We start from the raw sequence: 22,734 nt of genomic DNA on the forward strand, positions 1-22,734 counted from the left end.
AATTCTTATCTTCTCAGTTCAATAAATCCGCTAAAGGTTCTATTAATTAACTCTTCATCAATATAAACCTTTACACTAAACACATAAAAATAGACTCCAACAGGTAGTTCTTTTCCAATAGAAACCATATCTCCTGAATTGGCGGTTCCATCCCAATCGTTATTATACCATCGGCCTCTGCTTCTATAAACTACAGTTCCCCAACGATTGAACACTTCCAAATTAGATTCATAGGTGTTGTCCAAACCTTGTATGATGAAGAAATCATTTAAGCCATCACCATTAGGTGAGAAAGCATTTGGTAGAATAAACGATAAACGTTCATCAATATCCTTGTTTCCAACGACTATTGTAATGTTTGCAGTATCATAACGATTCTGTAATCCAGGTTGAGTGTTTCGTACACTGTATTGAACTGAATCAATACCGAAATAACTAACCTGAAGCTTAGAATATGATACTTCACCAGTTTCAGTATCAATTGACAATTCAGCTATTGGAACATTGGCAACATCATTATCCAAATACAAAGTGAATCGTTCAACCTCAGCCTCCAACATTGGGTCAATGAGCATAAATTCAAGATGACCTTCATCAAGGAAAGGATCAAATCGGTCATTTCTGGCAACATCGATAATGCCTGAGAACCTGTCGATACCAAGATAGAACACATCATCATTGGCTCTAAAATCAGGCAATTCACTGTCAATATGTATGATGTTATCCATAAACGCCTCACAGTCGCTGGTTTCATGTTGCGCAACAACAGTATAATAACCGGGGATATCAATGTAGCCAAAGTTGACAGGCGAACCAGTACCAGGACGGATATAGTTAATATCATCAAATATAAATCGTCCATTTCTTAGCAAGAAATACCATACTCCTTGCTCTGAGCCACTGAGTACAAATTCCTGCGAATCAGTGGTACGTGTTAGACGGAATATTTCAGGCGATGGTAAGGCGGTGACGGTAAAACTAGGTTGATCAACGGTTACACATGCGTCACTGGTTTCAATCTCATAATAGATTCCATCTGAGCTACCAATAATACCTTCGAAGAAAATAGAACCTCCATTACCACGACGTGTATAATAGTCCCCATCTGCAACAATGTCGTAATAGACTCCCGTTACAGTATTATCAATTCTTACAGTAACACCATCCCCATCGGAACAATACTCGGTGTCTAAAAAGACATTCGAAACGCCTCCTGAAATAATATTAACCAAAACCTGATTACTACTAGCAGGACACAGATTTCCAGGGATTTCTGCAATGACCCTGTAAAGTTCAGTACCTTGATTTTCAATTATCCATACTAATGGAGCACCAGTTCCAGGCATTATTTCACCGACGGCATCATCTTCATCAATAACCAATTGATAATTGACTCCGACTTCACTTTCTGACAGCGTTAAAGTGACTGAACTGACGCAACCATCTTCACTTTTAGTAAGTTCACCAATTGATAGACTTTCCTCAATAGTAAGTGTAAACTCATCTACTAGTACCTCACAAGCTCCATTGTATGAGGCATAAATTGAATAGACACCTGACTCGGTAATGCTGCCAAATATTATACTGTTTTGAACATCTACATAACGGTTTTGAACTAATTCACCGTCATGATATAATGAGTAATGTACTCCGCTTTCAACACCAGATAGATGAATCTCAGCATAACCACAATCAAATTCGTTGTCGTGACCAGAAATAATTAGATCTGATACATCTGGAGTGTCTCGTATTATTACTTCAACCTCGCCATTCATACTTGAGGTACAACCCGTAATAGAGTTTCGTGCATATACAGTATAGTACCCCTCTTCAATTTGAGACTCGAAGAAAATCTCACTACCACTACCCGTAATAGTATCTCTGTTACGTCGAATTCCTGCATCATCAAAAATTAATGTGTAAATCACATTTTCTTCTGAACCATCAAGACCAATTACAGCACCGACATTGTCATCACAATAAATACCGGAACCAGTTAATTGATATGCTATTGGCAATGAATTGAAACGCAGCTCCACCATACCATGCATCGGTATTGAATCACAATCAGCATTGCTACCTACAATTATATAATCACCTTCATCAGATATTAAACCAAAATCGATTCGCTCGCCAGCAGTAAAATCATCAATAAATGAAACAACTTTATTACTGCCACCTACACCACCTCCAAGTGACCATAAAGTATAGGTTACCCCAAGCTGAGATGATGAAAGCTCAATTTGTACACCTGCATCTCCTTCACAGATAGTTCCGTCTCCTAAAACTAAAAATCTTTGAATAGCGCCAGGTACGTTAACATATGCAGGACTAATAAGAAAATCTGAGCAACCATCTAATTCGGCAAGTATTAGATATGTTGCATTAACATCAACAACCCTTTCAGGAAAGTCAACATTGCTGCCATCACCAATAACAATATTTCCGGTTGGTCCTTGATCGGACCCTATCTGGTACCATAATTCATAAACAACACCAACTTCTGAATTCAGTATTGTTATTAACGCACCATTCTCACAATCTGCACCATCATTATCTACTACAACTTGTACATCCAGTTCTGGCATTGGTTTGGAAGCTAATTCTAGTATTCCATCCATCATAACCTCGCATCCAGTAGCAATGTTGGTAGCCAAAACGCTAAATTCGCCTTCATCAGCATATTCAAAAATGTGCTGTCCACCATTGCCAATAAAAATTTCACCAGTTGGAAGTCCATTGTGCCAAAGTTCATAACTGATTCCAGTCTGTGATTGCGTCAAAAGAATTTGAGCGATGCCTGGATCAGCACAGAAATCATTACCTTCAATAGTGAATATTTCAGGTAATTCATTTCTGGTCAATTCAATGGTTGCAACAATACCAATACACCCAGCTTCTGTAATACCATAGACAGTATAAATGCCTGGTTGGTCAAACAAACCTTCAAAGGCACGTACATCTGAATCATCTGCAGGAAGTGCATCAAGTTCAGCAACTAAAATTGTATTAAAATGTAACTCATATCTAACATTAGCCTGAGAACCTATCAGTCGGATTTCAACACCATCACTTCCTTCGCAGAAATGACCATTGTTATCGGCTTCGATGCCTCTTGGTTCTGGTAATGAATTCATAACAATTACAGCCTCTGACATGGGATATCGACATCCGCTGCCAACTTCAATAAAGACCTGATAGACACCTGGGATTGTGTATAATCCAAAATGGATTTCTCCTCCATCTTCACTTAATATCTCATTTTGAAGTAAACCTTCTCGATACAATTGATAATTTACGCCGACAGTGGATTCAGAAAGGTATAAGTTTACACCCATTCCACCTTCACAAAACTGTCCATTTTCAGGATCCATTAACAGATCATACAAATTTCCAACAGGCGGCAAATCAAGATCAACTTCGCCATTCATCCATGCTGTACAACCGGTTGCCGGATTTGTGGCAAGAATGGTGTATACTCCAACCATATCAAATTCACCGAATAAAAGATCACCACCGGTACCCGTTACCTCAGATCCAATTAACTGTACTCCATCGCGGTAAAGCATATATATGAAATCCTCTTCTGAACCGATCAATTCTATAGAAACAGGACATGTTTCAACTGTTCCTGCTGGCTCAACGTCAAATATAGTTGGTGTTGGCTCCATGGAAACTATTACATCGTCGGGGAACCAAATATTGGGTTCAACACCCAGAAGACGAGTAGCACGAACACGATATGTTCCGGCAGGAACATCGTTCCATACTAAAACGCCTGATTCAACAACGCCTGTGGCATATGGTGAATCGAGATCAGTAACATCATAAAGATCGTATCTTACCCCTTCCTCGTAATCTTCGAGATATAGTTGAACCCCTGTGGCATCTGCACAATAGAAAGGATCAATTGGTAAGATATTAAAGATGAATGGTAGAGCATCTACCATGATTTCTATGGTATCACTTCTGGTGATACATCCCAAAGCTGAACGCGCATCTACATAAACAAGGTCTCCATCTTCAGGATTATTAAAATCATATGTATTATCAGAAATCCATCCTTCAGGAACTTCAACATCATTAATATAGAATAAAAACTCCACCCCATTACCGATAGCTTCCAGAGTAACATCTTGACCTTCAGAAATATGATTTGACGGTAACACGTTAAGTGTTACCTCAGGGTTAGGATTGACAGTCATAATTACACTTGGTGAAATCCCGTTACATGAATTTTCATCACGTACAACGACATATACTTCATCACCATCCTGCAGATCAGTAGTTGAGTAAGTATTTAACAAGCCATCCTGAACTTGAATATCAGCGCCATCTCTCAAAATAAAGAAACGATAATTCCATTCAGGATCAGCAGTGGCAGTAAAGATAACCTCTTCTCCTTCACAAATGGTTTCATCAGTTACATCAACATTCAGATTTACTATAGGAACGGGATTCACAATTAGTTCTCTCACATCTGATGCAGCCACACAACCAAATTCATTGGTGATAACTACATATATCTCGTCGCCATCAAGAGGCGGGAAATGCTCAAACACAGGATTGGTAGTCTCACCTTGAGAATTGCCGTTAAGGAAGAACTCAAAGAGTTCTCCTGCCGATGCAGTAAAACGCACAGTTTCATTGGCACAATGTTCAGGTCGGTTTGGTGAAACAGCCATTGTTGCAACTGGCGTATTAACCTCCATTGTAACAGTTTCTTCATTAAAACAACCATTGGCTCCTTCGCCCACAACTCTTACAACCTGTCCATCCACTAAGCTGTTAGTTGTCCAGGTATTTCCATTTCCAAAGTCCTGCACCAAGTCTCCGTCTAAATAGAATTGGTAATCAATACCTCCTCCTGCAGTAAATATAACATCTTCTCCATCGCAGGCAATGTCATTTGTCTGATCACTTTCTAAAGTAATTTCAGGTAGATCACGGATTTCAATGGTCAAAGGTCCTGTTAAAGTAGAACAAAACTCTGAGCTGGTTCTGACCGAGACCAAATCCCCATCTACGAAATTAGAATATTCAAATATATTGGATTCGGAATTCTGAATAGAGGTACCATTAATTCTGAAGTCGTAATTTACATAACCAGAAGTTGCCTCAATGATAATCGGTTCACCGGAACAAACATTGTTTGTATTTTCAGAAATTGACACCACAGGTAAAGGATGTATGGTTATTGTAATCATTTCTGAGTCAACACATCCATTCACATCGATTACTTCAACCATCACAACATCACCATCGGATAGATCAGATGTTGTGTAAGTATTTAAAGCTCCCGGGCCTTTCACGGAAGTTCCATTAACAAAGAATTCATATGAAACACCTCCTCCGGCAGAGAACGTAACAGGAATTCCTTCACAAACTGCATCATCGGTAACATTAAGAACGGCTGTTGCAAAGGTAACCACCACTTCTATGTCCATCGACTCACTATCACAGTTACCATCATTCACGATAACGGTATAAACACCTGCATCGTTGTTTTCATCTGCATTATTAATAACCAAGGTATTATCTGGTCCTGTTTGGATGGTATTTCCACCAAATATCCATGTGTATGTATATACACCAGTACCTCCTGTAGCTTCAGTAGTCAACGTAAGATTATTGCCTCTACAAACCTGATGTAAAGTTGCATGTGGAGAGTCACTATCCAAAGAAGAGATAACAGGTCGCTCATTGACTGTGACATCAATATCAGCTGAAGCACTTCCGCAACCATTGGCATCAGTAACAACAACAGTATAAGTACCAGAAGCAGATAGTGTAACATTTGTTAATTGCGGCTCTTCCTCGTCGGATTCAAAATTATCAGGGCCATCCCATTGGAAATTATATGGGCCTGCTCCACCGGTAACTGTGACTTGCAAAGTAAAATCACCATCTTCGCATACAGAAAACGCAGCCATTGGAGTCACTTCCGGAGCAGCATTTACAGAAAAATTAATCTCCTCAAAGGCTTCACAACCATTTGCATCAACTATTTCAACGCGAAGTGTATAATCATCGGCACTTAGTGCAGGGTCAGTATTATATTCATTATCTGCTGACCACCCTTGAACCTCAGCACCATCTATTAAAAATCTATAAGATACTCCGCCGCCGGCAGTGTATGTTTCAGATGTATTTTCACAAAACACTAATGCACCATCCAAGGTGGCAGTTGCCTGAGTTACTTCTACAGTTAATGATGCCGGATCACTTTCGCAACCGGTGTCGCTGTCGATGGCTACGACGCTATACTCAACTGCATCAACAAACTGAGCATTAATTATGGTGTAAGTTGAGTTCTCTTCTCCAGGAATGACAGCGCCTGCACGGTACCAGCGGTAAACATAATTACCGCTTCCTCCTGACGGTGTAGCTTCTAATTCCAGATCTTGTCCTAAACAAACCTGATGTGAAGGACTGTTGTCACTATCGATATCCACAGTTGGATTCTCATTCACAATAAGTTCAATCTCCAAACCTACGGGGAACAATTCACATCCATTGGCATCTTCAACAGAAACGATACTATAAATAGTATTTACGACAGGTGACACCGGAATAGAAATGGAATTTCCAGAAATATTATTTTCAGTAAAGGAATCTGTTCCATCACTATACGTAACAGACCAAGGAGCTGTACCAACAGATAATTCTATGATAAGGTTTGTACTTCCCGTTTCGCAAATTGCGGGATCCTCCAATGAAATGATCACTGTAGGCTGAGGATTGACAGTAAACTCAAGTTCTTCAAAATCCTCACAACCATTTGCATCAACTATTTCAACGCGTAATATATATGTACCTGAAGTTAAAGAAGCATCAGTTGTGTATTCATTATCAGCAGACCAGCCTTGTACTTCAGTTCCATCAATCAAGAATCGATATGACACTCCTCCTCCGGCTGTATAGGTTTCAGTTAGTGTCTCACAGAAGGATAATTCCCCATCTAAAGTAGCTGATGCTTCTGTTACAACAACAGTTAATGAAGCCGGTGTGCTTTCGCAACCGGTGTCGCTATCAATGGCAACGACACTATACTCAACTGCATCGGCTATTTGTGCATTGGTGATGGTGTAAGAGATGTTCCCTTCTCCAGGAATGACAACTCCGTCACGATACCAGCGGTAAACATAATTACCGCTTCCTCCTGACGGTGAAGCAAACAACTCCAGATCATTGCCAACACAAACCTGATGGTCGGGGCTGTTGTCACTGTCAACATCAACAGTTGGATTCTCATTTACAACGAGTTCTACCTCCAAACCTACGGGGAACAATTCACATCCATTGGCATCTTCAACAGATATAATACTGTATGTAGTATTGACGGCAGGTGATACCGGAATAGAAATGGAATTTCCGGGAATACTATTTTCGGTAAAGGAGTCTGTTCCATCACTATACGTAACCGTCCAAGGAGCTGTACCAACAGATAATTCTATGATAAGGTTTGTACTTCCCGTTTCACAAATTGCCGCATCCTCCAATGAAATGATCGCTGTAGGCTGAGGATTGACAGTAAACTCAAGTTCTTCAAAATCCTCACAACCATTTACATCAACTATTTCAACGCGAAGGGTATAATCACCGTCAGTCAATGCAGGATCCGTGGTGTATTCAAAATCAGCTGACCAACCCTGAACTTCAGACCCATCCAATAAGAATCGGTAAGAAACTCCTCCTCCGGCAATATAAGTCTCAGTAGTTGTTTCGCAGAATGATGCAGCTCCGGACAAAGTGGCTATTGCCTGTGTTACTTCAACGTCCAATTCATCAGAATCACTAAAGCAACCGGTATCAATATTTGTTACAATAACACTATAGGTTCCTGCATCATCTAAGGTTACGTTACTTAACGTTAATGTTGAACCAGTTTCGGATAACACATCCGCTCCATGAAACCACTGGTAAACATAATTACCAACAGCAGGGTCGGGTGTAGCCGTTAAAACAATAGTTCCATCCAAACAAACTTGGTGTGAAGGAGTGTTATCACTATCAATAAATACAGTTGGATTCTCATTCACAATAAGTTCAATCTCCAAACCTACGGGGAACAATTCACATCCATTGGTATCTTCAACAGATATAATACTATATGTAGTATTTTCTGTAGGTGATACGGATATTGAAAAGGTATTACCGGGAATATTACTTTCGGTAAAAGAGTCTGTTCCATCACTATAAGTAACTGTCCAAGGTGCCGTACCTGTTGTTAATTGAATAATTAGGTTGGTATTGCTACCTGCACAGATTTCAGGGTCTTCAAGTGAAATAGAAACAACAGGAAGTGGATAAACTTCAACAGAGATATCTGTTGTATCGGTACAACCATCATTTGTATGAACTACAACGCGAATCACACGAATTCCTACGTCACCAACAACAGGAGTATATTCTATAAAATCTATCGTGGATTTTGCCTGTACCAACGAACCATCGATGAAAAATTCATATTCATCGCCACCCGATCCAGTGTAGGTTCCTGTTGAACCAACACACAATTCATCTAATCCCAAAAGCTCTGCTTCAGGATTGTCAAAAACCACAACAATTTGTGATTCTACATCGCTAAAACAACCATTGCCATCTTCAACAATAACAGTGTAAGTCCCGGCATCGGTTAATGAAACCGGATTGATTGTTAAGGTTCTTGAGTTATTAGGAATGGGCATACCACCTAATTCCCAATGATAAGTATAATTTCCATCACCATTGGTTGGTTCATCAATTGAAAGTGTGATTGAACCGCCTTCACAAACATCTCCCGTGTAATCAATCGCGCTAATTTGTGGTCTTGGATTGATGGTAATGTTAGTTGAAGCTTCATCAGAGCCGCAACCATTGTTGTCGGTAACTACAACAGTATAAATACCGGAATCGTTTACAACATCAGCTCCATTAATTGAAATTGTAGATGTGGTAGATGGCAACCCCATGTCATCTCCATCTTTTTCCCAGTAATACGAGAAAGGGCCAGTACCTCCATCAACAATTGCCTGAATTGTAAAATCCGAATCCTCACAAGCTTCTTCAGGAGCTATGATGGAAACTTCAGGGTTTTCATTAACGGTAATATTTATTGTTGTGGTGTTTTCACAACCATTTGCATCTCTTACAAACAACGAAAACTGGCCATGATGGTCAGCTCTGGAAGCATTTGATATAATAGGGTTTTGATCAGTTAATGTGGTTGCACCATCAGGGAATGTCCATTCATATAGAACCATTCCGTCAGGTTCTGCAGAGAGTTTAATTTGATCTCCTTCGCAATATGTAGGTTCATCGGAGGAAGCTATTGGAGTGGGTAGAGGGTAAACTTCGAGATCAATCTCCCCGTTCATAACTGCCTGGCATCCACTGGCAACAATCTCAGCTCGTACAGTGTATAATCCCGATGTACTAATATTAGGAAATGAAATAGGATCACCTGTACCATCGATAAGAGTAAAAGTATAAACATCATCTCTAAAAAGTCGATAGCGTACTGCTGTTTGACTACCACTTAAATCAAGAGTAATTGGAGATCCAGAACAAGTTTCTTCTTCGCCGGTTAAATTAAAAATAGTAGGTATAGGTAGAACCGTAGTTTCATCACTCATTGATGTGGAACGAAATCCAGTACTTGTAACCTGGAAGACCTCGAATTTGAGGGTTCTGCTTAAATAAACATCTGCAAGCAATTCAGGATTAAAGTAAAACTCAGCATCTAGTCCCTCTCCTATCTTGGTAATTAAATTTTCTGGAGTATTTATAATCACACCACCAACACTAATTTCCCACTCAAACCCCACAGTTGAACCTAGTATGGTCCAATCATCATTTGGATATAACAGGACAGATCCAGAATTTTGGCAATAAGCTGGCTCAAGACAGTCCAGAATATCATTGATCCCCGCAAGAATAATATATTCTCCAATATCACCTTTTTCCAGTGCCTCTCTAGCTTCCTTTCTAATTCTCTCATATTCCGAAAGAGTTGATGTTTCTCTTTCTTGCGCAAAACCAACGAATAAGCTGCAAAAAGAAAAAATCAACATAAAAAACAATCGCAGTAAATATCTATAATTCATATCCCATAAATTAGGGTAAGACATTCAATATCATTAAAAACAAAAATGCTCGTAATTGAGTCCAGAATAAATGGTTGTTTGAAAAATATTTAACCTTCTTGTAACCATTACATTCCATATAACCCGTTAAATCTTCACAAAAATAATGGAATTCGCCTATTGAAACGCGATTCTAAAGGATAAAGTGCAGTAATTAATCAAAAAAACACCTCTTGCAATGATTTGATGTTAGACATATCACTCTTATAAAATCAGTAATTTGTCACAATTGAAATTCCACCAAACCATAACAATGTAATAATCTTTCAATTACCACACAGATTTTTCATCCATTTTGTGAATTGCATATACTTAAATAATCCTCTTTAGAATTATTTTAATCTATAAACATTTTTTACGATAAATTTCACTATATGTTACAAAATGCTCTAATTCTAAGCACATTTCTTAATTGCAAAAACAAATAACTACACTCTTAAACGACGAAAAAGCTCTGGTTGCTCATCCAATGCAATTTTTGCAATCTTCAAATAATCACTCACCCACTCTTGCAACTCTTTAACTTTCTTGCGCTTAACGGCAGTTTGGTTTTTGGATTCGTTTTTAAGTTTTTCACATTCCAGAGCCTTCGCTCGCAATTTATCCAGATCGGACAAAAGTGTTGCGACATCCTTTTTACTGATGCCATATTTCTTGAGAACAGAGATCCATCTCTCCTCTCCCAATAGACGATTACCAAAAACTGAAACCTGATTCATCCAATCATCAAGTTTAGTTTCTCGAGGACCTTCAAGCTGCAGTGCTTTTGAAATGATGATATCTTTATCGAAAGCAATTCGCGCTATCTGCAACATTTTCATGTATTGTTTTCGAACCAGATTATGCAATTTCTTTCTCTCTTCATGTGCTTTGATCTTGTCTTGTATGACTTTTTCCTGAGCATCATTAAATTGCTTTACCTTCCGGTAAAACATCTCCCCCTCTTTAATTCTGGTTTCATCATAGCCAAACCTACCAGTTGCTTCGACAATACGCGTCTCATTCAGCGAATTACCAATCAGACCAGCCACTTTGACCATAAAATCATCAAACGACAGTTTTGAAAAATGCATCGTTAATAAATTTTGTCTATACAGCATTCTACAAATCTATAATTAATTATTTATTTCAACAAAATTTTTATTTACTTTTTTTATATTTTTATTGATCTATTATAATATTCTAAATTAATCTATTCAATATTTATTCATTTTTCTAATTTAAATTTGAAAAATTTATTTCTGATTATTAATTTTTAAACAATATACCCATTTCTTATTAAAGATTATAAATTATAATTATATCCCTATAATTTTTATATCAGAATCACTAATATTTGATACACAATTCATTTTTTTATATAAAGATATATCAAATTTTAGTTCTACATAAAAATATTCTTCTAACGATTAATAGAAACTTAAGTAGCCTTATAAATTTTATTTAAGCATTATAATTTTATTATTAGACAACATTTATTTAATTACAGATAATATTAAGGCTCTTCAGACTTGAAAGTTTTAATTCCGCAAGAGTTGGCAAACTACCATTTTGACATACATCATAGGCGGATAAATAAAATTGACCCATATTTGCACATTGGAATGTTAATCATGCAGAAGTGAGAGTAAAAAAATATTTCAGCGAATTTAAATCGAACTACAAGGCAAACTCCAAACTTGCCATACCGGTAATTTTATCTCAGGCAGGTCAGGTTATAGTTGTTCTGGCAGATAATTTAATGGTTGGCCGTTTGGGAGCAACTCATTTAGCAGCCGCAGCATTAGCAAACAGTATATTTATAGTTGGAATGATGTTCGGAATCGGTCTGGTTACCGGACTTACTCCTTTAAGTGGAAAAGCTTTTGGCGGAGGCAACAGAAAAGAGGCAACGGAATGGTTTAAGCAGGGAATATTCACATTCCCTGTATTGGCAGTCATTCAAACCATCATATTGGCTGGAATCGCATTGTTAATCCCTTACATGGGACAGCCAAAAGATGTTGTCGATCTGGCTATTCCCTATTATCTGATTCTGGTTCTCACACTTGTTCCTTTCCAGATTTTTTTCATATTTAAGCAATATGCAGAAGGATTAGGTAATACACGAATTGCCATGGTAATTACCATTACAGCCAATTTTCTGAATATTATCCTGAATTACATATTAATTTATGGGAAGCTGGGTCTGCCTGCTTATGGGTTGATGGGAGCCGGATACGCAACTTTTATAGCTAGATTTTTTATGATGGGAATCTTTGTCTGGTTCTTTTTTAAATTTAGTTTTTTCAAAAAGGATATAATATACTGGCGCTACACCCGCTTTAATCTTTCAAAGTCAATCAAATTATTAAAACTTGGAATACCGATTGGTGGTCAGTACATTGTTGAGATGCTTTCGTTCAGCCTCGGTAGTATTATGATGGGATGGATCAGCGCAAATGCCTTAGCTGCTCACCAGGTTGTTATGAGTCTTGTGAGCTTCACCTATATGATTTCAGCAGGTTTGGCAGCGGCAACCACCATAAAGGTAAGTCATTTCAGAGGTCAGGAAAATTTTCAGCAGGTTAGAAAATCCGTTTTTGCTTCCCTGCATATGGTCATTGCCTTCATGACTTTTAGCCTTATTATATTTTTGGCTTTTAGATTTAAAATCCCGGCACTATTTGTACCAGCTATTGAAACGGAGGTCATTGCCATTGGTGCAAGTCTCATGTTTATTGGTGGGATGTTTCAACTGTTTGACGGAGTCCAGGTGGTATCTCTTGGTGCTTTACGCGGTCTTGAAGATGTGAAAATACCTACCATAATGGTAATTGTAGCCTATTTTATTATAGCACTGCCTGTAAGTTATGTGGCTGCTTTTATTTTCAAACTGGGTCCGCAAGGGATATGGCTTGGTTACATGTCGGGTTTAATGATGGTCAGCATGCAACTTCTGTTTAGATTTTTGTGGTTAAATAGGGGGTGAAGTAGATGGTTGATGCGAAGTTTGAAGTTTAAGGTTTAAAGTTATAAGTTTGAGGTTTAAGGTTTGAGGTTTGAATATTGCGGTACTTCGAGGCTATTTAATTTTAAATTCTGAATTATCTGAGACGTCAGAGTTCGTTCGCTATTTACATATGTGATTACAAAGGATCTATTATCCAACCACATTTACCTCTCTTTCAAGTTTTATGGAAAAGGCATAAAAAACATCGTTTTCAATGCGCTCGGCAAGTTCAACAATTTCGTTTCCTGAGGCATTCCCAAGGTTCACAAGAACCAGGGCCTGTTTATGATGAACACCTGCATTGCCTATTGATTTTCCTTTCCAGCCACACTTTTCGATGAGCCATCCGGCCGGAATTTTCACCAGTGAGTTCTTTCCCAGTATGAAATGAGGGATTTCAGGAAATGATTTTTGAAGATTTAGAAATTGAGTGAATGAAATTACCGGATTCTTAAAAAAACTGCCGGCATTCCCAAACTCTTCCGGATCCGGCAGTTTTGACTGCCGGATTTTTATCACAGCCTGACGCACATTTTCAAGAGTTGTTTCTCCAAGCTTATTGACTTCATCAACAAGTGATCCATAATCAAGAATAAAACCTGGTTGCTTTTTCAGTCGAAAATATACGTTTGTTATGACTACCTCTCCTTTCAATGAGGTCTTAAATATGCTTTGCCGATAATCAAACTGACACTCATTACCCGGAATAACAAAATGAGATGCGTCATTAAGGTATAATCCCTCAACTTTTTCAATTACATCCTTAACCTCCACACCATAGGCTCCAATGTTCTGAACTGGTGCAGCTCCCACGTTTCCGGGAATAATTGAAAGATTTTCCAGTCCATAAAAGCCATTTTCAACAGACCAATTTACAAGATGATCCCAAACAACTCCCGCTCCAACTTTGATTATTACCTCCTGATTATTTTCCTGAATCTTTTCAATACCTTGAATCCCGGAATGCAAAACAACCCCGTTAAAATTGGAAACAAACAGTAAATTGCTTCCCCCACCTAAAATTAATATTGGCACATCTCTAATCTGATCTGAGTCAATGATATGTTTCAACTCATCTTCTGAGGTGTAAAAAATATATCTATCTGCGCTGGCATCAATCCCGAATGTGTTAAGGTGCTTTAATGAGAAATTGGAGAGTATCTTCATTCTTATGTTTATCTAAACTCTTTCTTTTATAATAATGTTGAATAATTCAAGCAGTCATGACTGCTTGATCAGCTCTTACTCTGAAAATAACCTGATGCATAATAACCGTAGCCCTGTGGCGCCGATGCAACATCATTCATCACCACCCCAATGCATTTAACATCTTCGGCAATTAAATTGCTTAGAGTAATACCAAAATGCTCTTTATTGGTCACACCAGCTCGAACGACATAAAGATGACATTCAGCCAGATCCATTAATATTCTTGCATCAGAAACCAGGCCAACAGGTGGTGTATCCACCACAATGATATCAAAGTTATCCTTTAGTTTTTCAAAGAAATAGACGGTATTAGAACCGGAAATAAGTTCAGAAGGATTGGGCGGTATGACTCCGGCAGGAATAACAAACAGGTTCTCATGGTTTGTTGGTCTTACAATATCATCAAACTCCACCTGACCAATTAAATAGTTGCTGATTCCCGGATGATTTGCGACATCAAAAATTGCTGAAAGCCTTGGTTTCCTTAAATCAAACCCAACCACAGCGGTTTTTTTACCTGATATGGCAAAAACCGAAGCCAGATTTATGGAGCAAAAGGTTTTCCCTTCGCCTGTGTTGGTAGAGGTAACTGAAATGACTTTACCCGGATTTTGAGATAACAAAAAGCGAAGTTTTGCACGAAGTGACCGAAATGATTCAGCTACAACAGAGTTTGATTGATCAAGAACAACGTTCTCTCCCCCATCCCGGTTTCGCAAAATATCTCCTACAATTGGTACATTGTTTAATATTCCCTGTAAGTCTTCACGGTCTCTGACTCGCGTATTGAACAGCTCCTTTAACCCAATGATGAGAGCTGGGATAATAAGACCTGCCATTAAGCCTTTTGTGTAATTACTTCTTTCGCTTGGAGTAATGGGGCCACTAACCGAAGCCTGGTCAAGTACTTCATTATCGGGCACATTGCTTGCCTTAGCAATTTGCATTTCAGAACTTTTCTGCAACAAAAAGGTATAAATGGCATCATTCAGTTTATGAGTTCTTTCCAAAGCAAGAAAATCACGCTCCAATTCGGGCAAATCTCCTATTTCCCTGGTAAGCAAGCCAATGTGCCGATCAATCTCTGCACGCTGCATATCAATGGTTTCCATCTGCTTTCGAATGGCAGTCAGCAAGGTTTTTTCCGAAAGCTCAATTTGCTTTCTTAACTGCTGCTGATATGGATTGGCTTCTCCAGCCTGACCTGCAATCAATGTTAGTTCATTAAGTAATGCCAGATGATCCCTGACAAACTGCTGAACAATCCCTGCAGGTTCACTGGAAAAAACCGGGAGAAGATAATCATCCTCATTCAGGTCATTATCCTGTATACGTTGTTTAATAATGGTAAAATACTCATAACTAACATCAAGCAATCGCCGTTCTCTTTCCTTCTGAAAAAATTCTGACGACAAACGCTGTGACACTTCAGATGGCATCATAAAACGGTTTTCACGCCTAAAATCCATCAACTCCTGCTGGGTTACCTGTAGTGTATCCGAAACTTGATTCAACTGTCGCTGAATAAAGTCGATGGATCGAGTGGCCATATCGTTCTTCCTCTCCAGGTTGTTGATGATGATTTCCTCTGAAAACACATTTAAAAATCTGACCAATTTTCGAGGTTGAAACCCTGTAACAGAAATAAATGTAATAGAGGAACCTTCCCGATAAGGAGAAACCGATAAACGTGAGCGAAAACGGGAAGCAAGTGCTGCATGGGAGTTGAAAACGATATAGTAATTTCCTTGTTCTATTCTACCATTGGCTGAAGTAGGATTAACCGAAAATTTAAATGCACTATGCTGAATGGTATCTCCAAATGAAATTGTTCTGTCAAAACTTACCGGACCCGAAAATGACTCATTAGCAGAAGTTTTATAATTGTGCAGCCAGTTTCCATCACTTTTTACTGAAACCTGAATTTGTCCATTTCCTAAAACATCAATATTAATAGGCGTGTTTAGAAGTTGTGGATGAAGCGAGTCGAATTTGATTTCAAAAGGCGTTGGGTTGTAGAGCTCGGTATCTTTAAATCTGCCACGTGCATAGTAGGCTACACCAAAATCCAACCGGTCAATGGCACGTCGCACCATTGACTGTGACCGTATGATAAAACTTTGATTCTCAAAACTTCTCATCTCCGGCGAGAGGCCAAAACCTTCGGTCAGTACCGAACGCGAAATAGAACGCTCGCTGCTGATCTGGAATAACATGGTGATGGATGCACGATATTCAGGTGCGGTATAGCGATGGTAAAACCAGGCGGCGCTTAATCCCATTGGAATAAAAATGACGAACAAATACCAGTGCGCCAGAATGAGCCGAATGATTTTTCGTATATCGGAAAATCCATCGGTTCGATGGTTTACTGGTGTTTTGATTCCTCCCTGGTGTGTTGGTACAGCCATCAGTTTAAATATTTAACAGCAATTGATCCAATGCTTATTCAGAAATTAGACAACAAAAAAAATTAATATCTTAAGGTTAACGGCAAATATACAAAAGCTTTATAACAATATTTAAGGTTCGCCAAAATCAACTGAACAATTTACAGACTGTTTAAATTTTGTAATAAATCTGCATTGAAGATTTATAGTCCAGATTCACTCGGGATTAGACTGATAAACAAGATTAAACAGAAAACATGATCAATCTAACCATCTTCCCCAACTGCCCTACCTGCCTGATATCTACTAGTCTAATATCTAATCCCTAATGTCTCGGGAAAAGTCTAACGTTCTATTGTTCTATTGATAGATAAAACTTATTTACAGAAAAACTGACCCACTTTTGAAAAGTTTTTCAAAAATAACGTTCCAATGCCTCCAATTTTATTTCTACGAATGATAAGAAAATCTTCAGAAGATTTTCTTAAAATATTCCCCAAACTTCTATTACTGGCTCCACCTGTGGGCATAAGCACCATGATTTTGTCTAAATAGAATATTTTCAGATCCTCTCTTTTTAAAGTTCGTACCAACCAATCGTAATCGGCAGCAATTTGGTAATTGGTATCAAATAAGCCTGTGAGGTTCAAAACCTCCCGCCGGAAATATACAGTTGGATGCGGTGGCATCCAACCATTTGAAAGCCTGGATTTTGAAAAGCATCCGCTTTTCCAATGACGAACAACTTCGGTGGAATTTTTGGAGGAGATATACTGAAGATCGCCATAAAGAAATTCGAAACCATCGTAAGAAAGTTTTTTTGCTACCGATGACAACACATCAACAGAAGCAAATCTGTCACCTGCATGTAAAAAACCAATCACTTCTCCGGTTGAAATATTTAATCCTTTGTTCATGGCATCGTATATGCCATGATCAGGTTCACTGATCCATTTAGAAATCAGATCCGTATTCTCCTTAATAACTTCAATGGTATTGTCCGTGCTTCCGCCATCAATAATAATATACTCAATAATCGGAAAGTTCTGATTTCTTATTGAATCAAGAGTAACACGTAAATCTTCTGCACAATTATAAGTAACCGTAATTAAAGAAATCTGCATTTCAACCGGATTGAGAGTTTGATTATACAATTTTATGTCGATTTTTACTTCTCAACATTTTCTTACGTCTTCGACCAATAGCGAAAGATGGCACTTGAAAAATCAGAAATCCCAGTACCAGATTTAGTATTAAAAGCTTGAGCATTCCAAAGTCACGCAAAATATAGGAAAGAAATATAAAAATAAGATTGACTGACCCAAGCAAGATGGCAATTTGGATGTGTGAAAACCCTAACGTGAGCATTCTGTGGTGAATGTGTCTTTTATCGGCAACAAAAGGCGACTGACCTTTTGATATTCGGAAAAAGAAAACCCGGATGGTATCTACTATCGGAACGATTAAAATGCCTAAAGCCACCGCCGGTGCCGATGTCATAGTATAAGTAAGAGCAGGACGCACCGACTCAGCATTATACTCCATAAATCTAATGGCAAACACAGAAACAATAAAACCTATCAATAAAGATCCGGTATCTCCCATAAAAATTTTCTGAGTTCTGGAAAATACATTAAAATATAAAAATGCAAGCAACGAACCAATTAATATGGCTCCCAGAACAGGCATGGCGTGATCTCCATTAATAAAAAACCAAAAAGAAAAAGCAGCAGTGGAAATGATGCCTGTTACAGCTGCCAATCCGTCAACACCGTCGATCAGGTTAAATCCATTGATAATAAACACCACAAATACAATGGTAAACGACATGCTTACAAAATAATCTGGTTGCAAACCAAAAAAGCCATGAAAATCGGTAATTCTGAGGTCACCAAAGCCAACTATAATAAAAGCGGCTAAAAGCTGTCCCAAAAGTTTCATAATTGGTGCAGTCACCATAATGTCATCTTTAATTCCAATAGAAAACACAATAAGCAGCGCGGGAATCAAAAACGGAATGGTTCTGTGATCAAACCAATCTAAATAAAATAAATAGGTAAAAATAATTCCAAAAAATATGGCTAATCCTCCCAGCGTGGGGACATTCTCTTTATGTACACGTCGTCTGTTCGGAACATCAAACAAATTCTTGGAATACGATACTTTTAATATGGTGGGAATAGAGATAAACACCAATATAAAAGAGAGAAGTCCGGCAGAAAGAATTTGTAAAATGATGGTATAATTGTTCATCTTTTTCTTAGGCTTTTGGTAATTTTAAACGGGTATTTTGGGTTTTAAATATCAATTTCGCACAAATTTACAAAAAACATCATTATCCATCATATTTACACTTTAATTTATCAAAAAGTTACGATATTCAGATAAAAAGGATGTTACACCCTAGAATAATTTACTATTTTTGATGTTTGAACAATCATCAAAAATTATTTGCAAATTGCATCTATTCAATTATTAAACATATAAATAGACCAAAAACATATGTCTTTGTTTACAAGTAACAAAATAAAGATCCTCAGTCCTGTTCTAATACTGTTTATGCTATATTTCAACAGTTGTATTCCACATCGTGAAATCATCTATTTCCAGGATCTTGAAGATACAAAAGGATATGATAATCCTTTTGGTGAGTTGGAAACAGTCACAGAAAGATACATTTTGCAGCCCAATGATGCTCTGATTATTAGAGTCAGGACATCAAATCCTCAGTTGTATGAGTTTTTTAACATGACCTCTTCTCAAAATGTTGCTCAGGCCACACAATGGACATATCCAATCGATGATAATTACGAAATAGACTTTCCCTTTGTTGGTAAAATCAACTTGAAAGGTTGCACCAGACAGGAAGCAAAAGAAAGAATTATTGAAGCATTGCTTCCATTTCTAAGTGATGCACAAGTGACGGTACGCATAGCGAACCCCTCATTTGTTGCTCTTGGAGAGTTTACAAGTCGTGGCCGAATTGCCATGGGGCGCGATCAGGTAAATATTTTTGAAGCCGTTGCGCTGGCAGGTGATGTGAGACCTTTTGGAAAAAAACGCGAATTAACCATTATCAGACCAACAATGGATGGTTCTGAAACTATTGTTGTTGATTTAACTGATAGGAACCTGATTGATTCCGATCATTTTTACATTTATCCCAATGATATTCTTTATATCAGACCAATGAGAGCCCGACAGTGGGGAATTGGAGAGTCATTCTCCTTTGGAATATTGACATCACTTATTGCATTTTATTTTACGTTAAACGCGATATTGAACTAAAACAACCTGCTTAGGCAAGAGTAGTCAATGAAGCTTTGTTTGAGAAATTTATAATGAACTTTTTTGTGGTTGAGACCAACCACAAATGAAACTAAATCGACCAAAAATACTAACACCTACGTGTTAGTATTTAACATCAATACCAGAATTTAATATTTAGCCCAAAGAATTGGGATTAATGATCTTTTTTAAATGAACTATCAGCTAAAACCTAACAATAATAATAAGCAGCCACTAAAAAGTGACTCAACATCACCGTTTGTCCTGGATTACAAAAAAATTCTGGTTGATATTCTACGTTATTGGTGGTTGTTTATCATTACATTGGGTTTGTCACTGTTTACGGTGTTTATGATGCATCGCTATGCACAGCCCGTTTATCGTGCATCAATGACTATGCTGATGGAGGAGCGAGGAACCGATACACCCCAAAGAAATATGATGGAAGGGTTCGGGTTGAGTGGTGCAATGCGTAGTACAGATAACCAAATCGCTATCCTGAGATCGTTTGAAACAATACGTGAAGCCATTGAGGAATTGGACTTCCATGTTTCTTACTATAAAACCGGAAGGGTTAAAAGCACCGAATTGTACGGAAACGTTCCTTTTACAGTTCATTTCGATTCAATTTCTCCGCAGATAATTAACACCCCAATTTACTTGTCTATTATAAATGAGAACACCTTCAGACTCAATATAGACACAGAACAAGCTGCCACTTTTCATTACGGACGCAATCAGGTTCTGGGCAATACAGGCTCCCTTAGTTTCTCGGAAACGTTTCGTTTCAATGAGCCCATAATGACCCCTTTCCTATCTATTATTGTTGAAAACCACAATCTTAACAGACCCGAAGAGAGAGGGTATTATTTTCAATTTAACAACCCAAATATACTGGCATCTTCATACCAGTCCAGATTCAGCGCTCCCCGCCCCAGCGAAAACACTTCAATTGTAAGGCTTTTTGTTACAGGACATAACAACACTAAAAATATAACATTCCTGAATAAATTGGCCGAAGTCTTCATCAGAATCAATCTTGAACGGAAAAACCAAATAGCCACAAACACCATTCAGTTTATTGAACAACAGTTGATCATTATCTCTGATTCCTTGGCAGAAAAAGGAACTGAATTAAGTCAGTTCAGAACAACGCATCAGATTCAGAGTGTGTCGGCACAAGCAAATCTCTTGTTTTCAAGGCTCGAGAATTTGGCCAATCAATCAACGCAAATCATGCTCACCAGGCAGTATTATGAATACTTGAAGGACTATTTTAGCGCAGACACTATTTTTAATCAAACACTTGCACCCGCTAGCTACCCGGTGGATAACGTTACCATTTCGGCACAAATAAGCAAACTCACAGAGTTAAACATGGAGCGACAGGCTTTAAAGTACACCCTGAATCGTAATACACACAACCCTTATTTTGTAGAATTGGAGCATAGAATGGAAGTTGCAAGACAAACTTTGCTGAGAGGTATTGAGAATCAGGTTGCATTGATTAATGAAGAACTCAGTCGCATAGACGAGAAGCGAGAATTAACCACCAACGAGCTTTACCAGTTACCTGAAAAAGAGCGTCAGCTCTTTGGAATTGAACGTCAATTTGACCTCAACAATGAAGTTTACACTTTCCTTTTACGGAAGCGCAGCGAGGCGCAAATTCAGAAAGCCTCAAACACTCCCGACCACAGCGTATTGGAGTCAGCTCGTGCCACAGGTATGGTATCGCCCACAATCAGCAGCGACAGACAACGTGCCATTCTTATTGGTTTAGTCTTGCCTTTGATTTTTATTGTAATCAGGCAACTTCTTAACAACAGGATACAAACACCCGATGATGTTGAAAGAATTACCAATTTGCCAATCATTGGTCACATCATCCACAACCCAAAGGAGCTTGATAATGTGGTATATAACTACCCAAAATCGATAATAACCGAAACCTTCCGAAGGGTACGATCCCGTTTGGAGTATTTAACGGGAGATAAAGAATCTCCCATAATAGCAGTATCTTCATCCATGCCGGGTGAAGGCAAAACATTTTGTGCACTGAATCTGGCCTCTGTATTTGCAATCAGTGGAAAAAAGACCCTGCTGGTTGGTTTCGATATGCGAAAACCAGGGCTGAATCGTGTTTTATCATTCGATGACAGTTACAAAGGGCTTTCAAACTATCTGATAGGGAAAGCTAAGCTTAAAGAAGTTATTCAACCCGGAAATCCTGAGAATTTATATATTTTACCCTCAGGAACCATTCCCCCAAATCCGGCAGAACTTATCGGTAGTCCCAGAACAGAGGAATTATTTAAAAAATTAAGAGAAGAATTTGATATTATTTTACTGGATACACCTCCAATGGGTGTTGTGGCCGATGGTTACCTGCTAGCAAGACATGCCGACTCTGTGGTATTCCTAACTCGTCAGAACATTACCATTAGAGAGGTTTTTGCTCACACCGTCAGACAAATGAATGAAGAAGGGATAAAAAATATCGGTGTTCTGATTAACGACATCAATATTAAAAAAGGAATTCTTGGATATAACTATGGATATGGGTATGGATACGGATACGGGTATGCTTACGGGTATGGAAACGGATATGGTTATTATGAGGAGTGAGGAAGGGTTTAGAGTATTCAAGTATTGAGTTGAGAGTTGAGAGTTAAGTTTGAGTCCCGCGTTTCGTGAAAGGATTTGTGATTCTTTATAAGACGTGAAT

At 38.3% G+C, this 22,734-nt stretch carries 9 protein-coding genes; 3 read left to right on the forward strand and 6 right to left on the reverse strand.

Going from position 1 to position 22,734, the window contains the following annotated elements; genetic code table 11:
• Positions 1-5: 5 nt before the first annotated feature.
• Both EV194_RS06550 and EV194_RS06555 read right to left on the reverse strand, forming a co-directional pair.
• Positions 6-10,088: a T9SS type B sorting domain-containing protein gene (locus EV194_RS06550; RefSeq protein WP_132433244.1), complete on the reverse strand. Its 10,083-nt coding sequence runs from the start codon at positions 10,086-10,088 to the stop codon at positions 6-8.
• Between the two features lie 467 nt (positions 10,089-10,555).
• The gene (locus EV194_RS06555; protein WP_132433245.1) at positions 10,556-11,200 is read right to left on the reverse strand and encodes a hypothetical protein; all 645 of its coding nucleotides are present in this window, start codon (positions 11,198-11,200) and stop codon (positions 10,556-10,558) included.
• 548 nt (positions 11,201-11,748) lie between these two features.
• Between EV194_RS06555 and EV194_RS06560 the strand changes: the two genes are divergently transcribed.
• Complete coding sequence (locus EV194_RS06560; RefSeq protein WP_132433246.1) at positions 11,749-13,098, forward strand: MATE family efflux transporter; 1,350 nt, start codon at positions 11,749-11,751, stop codon at positions 13,096-13,098.
• A gap of 171 nt (positions 13,099-13,269) precedes the next feature.
• On the opposite strand, the gene murB is transcribed toward EV194_RS06560, so the two are convergent.
• The 4 genes from murB to EV194_RS06580 form a co-directional block, all read right to left on the reverse strand.
• Positions 13,270-14,286, reverse strand: coding sequence for a UDP-N-acetylmuramate dehydrogenase (gene murB / locus EV194_RS06565; protein WP_132433247.1), 1,017 nt, complete (start codon positions 14,284-14,286; stop codon positions 13,270-13,272).
• A gap of 68 nt (positions 14,287-14,354) precedes the next feature.
• Positions 14,355-16,739, reverse strand: a complete 2,385-nt coding sequence (locus EV194_RS06570) for a polysaccharide biosynthesis tyrosine autokinase (RefSeq protein ID WP_132433248.1) — start codon at positions 16,737-16,739, stop codon at positions 14,355-14,357.
• Between the two features lie 356 nt (positions 16,740-17,095).
• Positions 17,096-17,842 carry a glycosyltransferase family 2 protein gene (locus EV194_RS06575; protein ID WP_132433249.1) on the reverse strand — a complete coding sequence of 249 codons (747 nt, stop codon included), beginning with the start codon at positions 17,840-17,842 and terminating at the stop codon, positions 17,096-17,098.
• Between the two features lie 22 nt (positions 17,843-17,864).
• Positions 17,865-18,971 carry a glycosyltransferase family 4 protein gene (locus EV194_RS06580; protein ID WP_132433250.1) on the reverse strand — a complete coding sequence of 369 codons (1,107 nt, stop codon included), beginning with the start codon at positions 18,969-18,971 and terminating at the stop codon, positions 17,865-17,867.
• Between the two features lie 306 nt (positions 18,972-19,277).
• On the opposite strand from EV194_RS06580, the gene EV194_RS06585 reads away from it, so the two are divergent.
• Together EV194_RS06585 and EV194_RS06590 are read left to right on the forward strand one after the other, a co-directional pair.
• Positions 19,278-20,006 (forward strand): polysaccharide biosynthesis/export family protein, encoded by a 729-nt coding sequence (locus EV194_RS06585; RefSeq protein ID WP_132433251.1) that lies wholly within the window; start codon positions 19,278-19,280, stop codon positions 20,004-20,006.
• 192 nt (positions 20,007-20,198) lie between these two features.
• On the forward strand, positions 20,199-22,634 hold the full coding sequence (locus EV194_RS06590; protein ID WP_132433252.1) for a polysaccharide biosynthesis tyrosine autokinase: 2,436 nt from the start codon (positions 20,199-20,201) through the stop codon (positions 22,632-22,634).
• Positions 22,635-22,734 lie beyond the last annotated feature (100 nt).

This window comes from Natronoflexus pectinivorans, assembly GCF_004345615.1.
In the GTDB taxonomy this organism is placed as follows: domain Bacteria; phylum Bacteroidota; class Bacteroidia; order Bacteroidales; family Marinilabiliaceae; genus Natronoflexus; species Natronoflexus pectinivorans.

What these genes read in the sequence shown, in the direction of transcription:
- murB (WP_132433247.1), bottom strand. Translation starts at nt 14,286, where the DNA reads ATGAAGATACTCTCCAATTTCTCATTAAAGCACCTTAACACATTCGGG.
- EV194_RS06575 (WP_132433249.1), bottom strand. Translation starts at nt 17,842, where the DNA reads ATGCAGATTTCTTTAATTACGGTTACTTATAATTGTGCAGAAGATTTA.
- EV194_RS06590 (WP_132433252.1), top strand. Translation starts at nt 20,199, where the DNA reads ATGAACTATCAGCTAAAACCTAACAATAATAATAAGCAGCCACTAAAA.
- EV194_RS06555 (WP_132433245.1), bottom strand. Translation starts at nt 11,200, where the DNA reads ATGCATTTTTCAAAACTGTCGTTTGATGATTTTATGGTCAAAGTGGCT.
- EV194_RS06550 (WP_132433244.1), bottom strand. Translation starts at nt 10,088, where the DNA reads ATGAATTATAGATATTTACTGCGATTGTTTTTTATGTTGATTTTTTCT.
- EV194_RS06585 (WP_132433251.1), top strand. Translation starts at nt 19,278, where the DNA reads ATGCTATATTTCAACAGTTGTATTCCACATCGTGAAATCATCTATTTC.
- EV194_RS06580 (WP_132433250.1), bottom strand. Translation starts at nt 18,971, where the DNA reads ATGAACAATTATACCATCATTTTACAAATTCTTTCTGCCGGACTTCTC.
- EV194_RS06570 (WP_132433248.1), bottom strand. Translation starts at nt 16,739, where the DNA reads ATGGCTGTACCAACACACCAGGGAGGAATCAAAACACCAGTAAACCAT.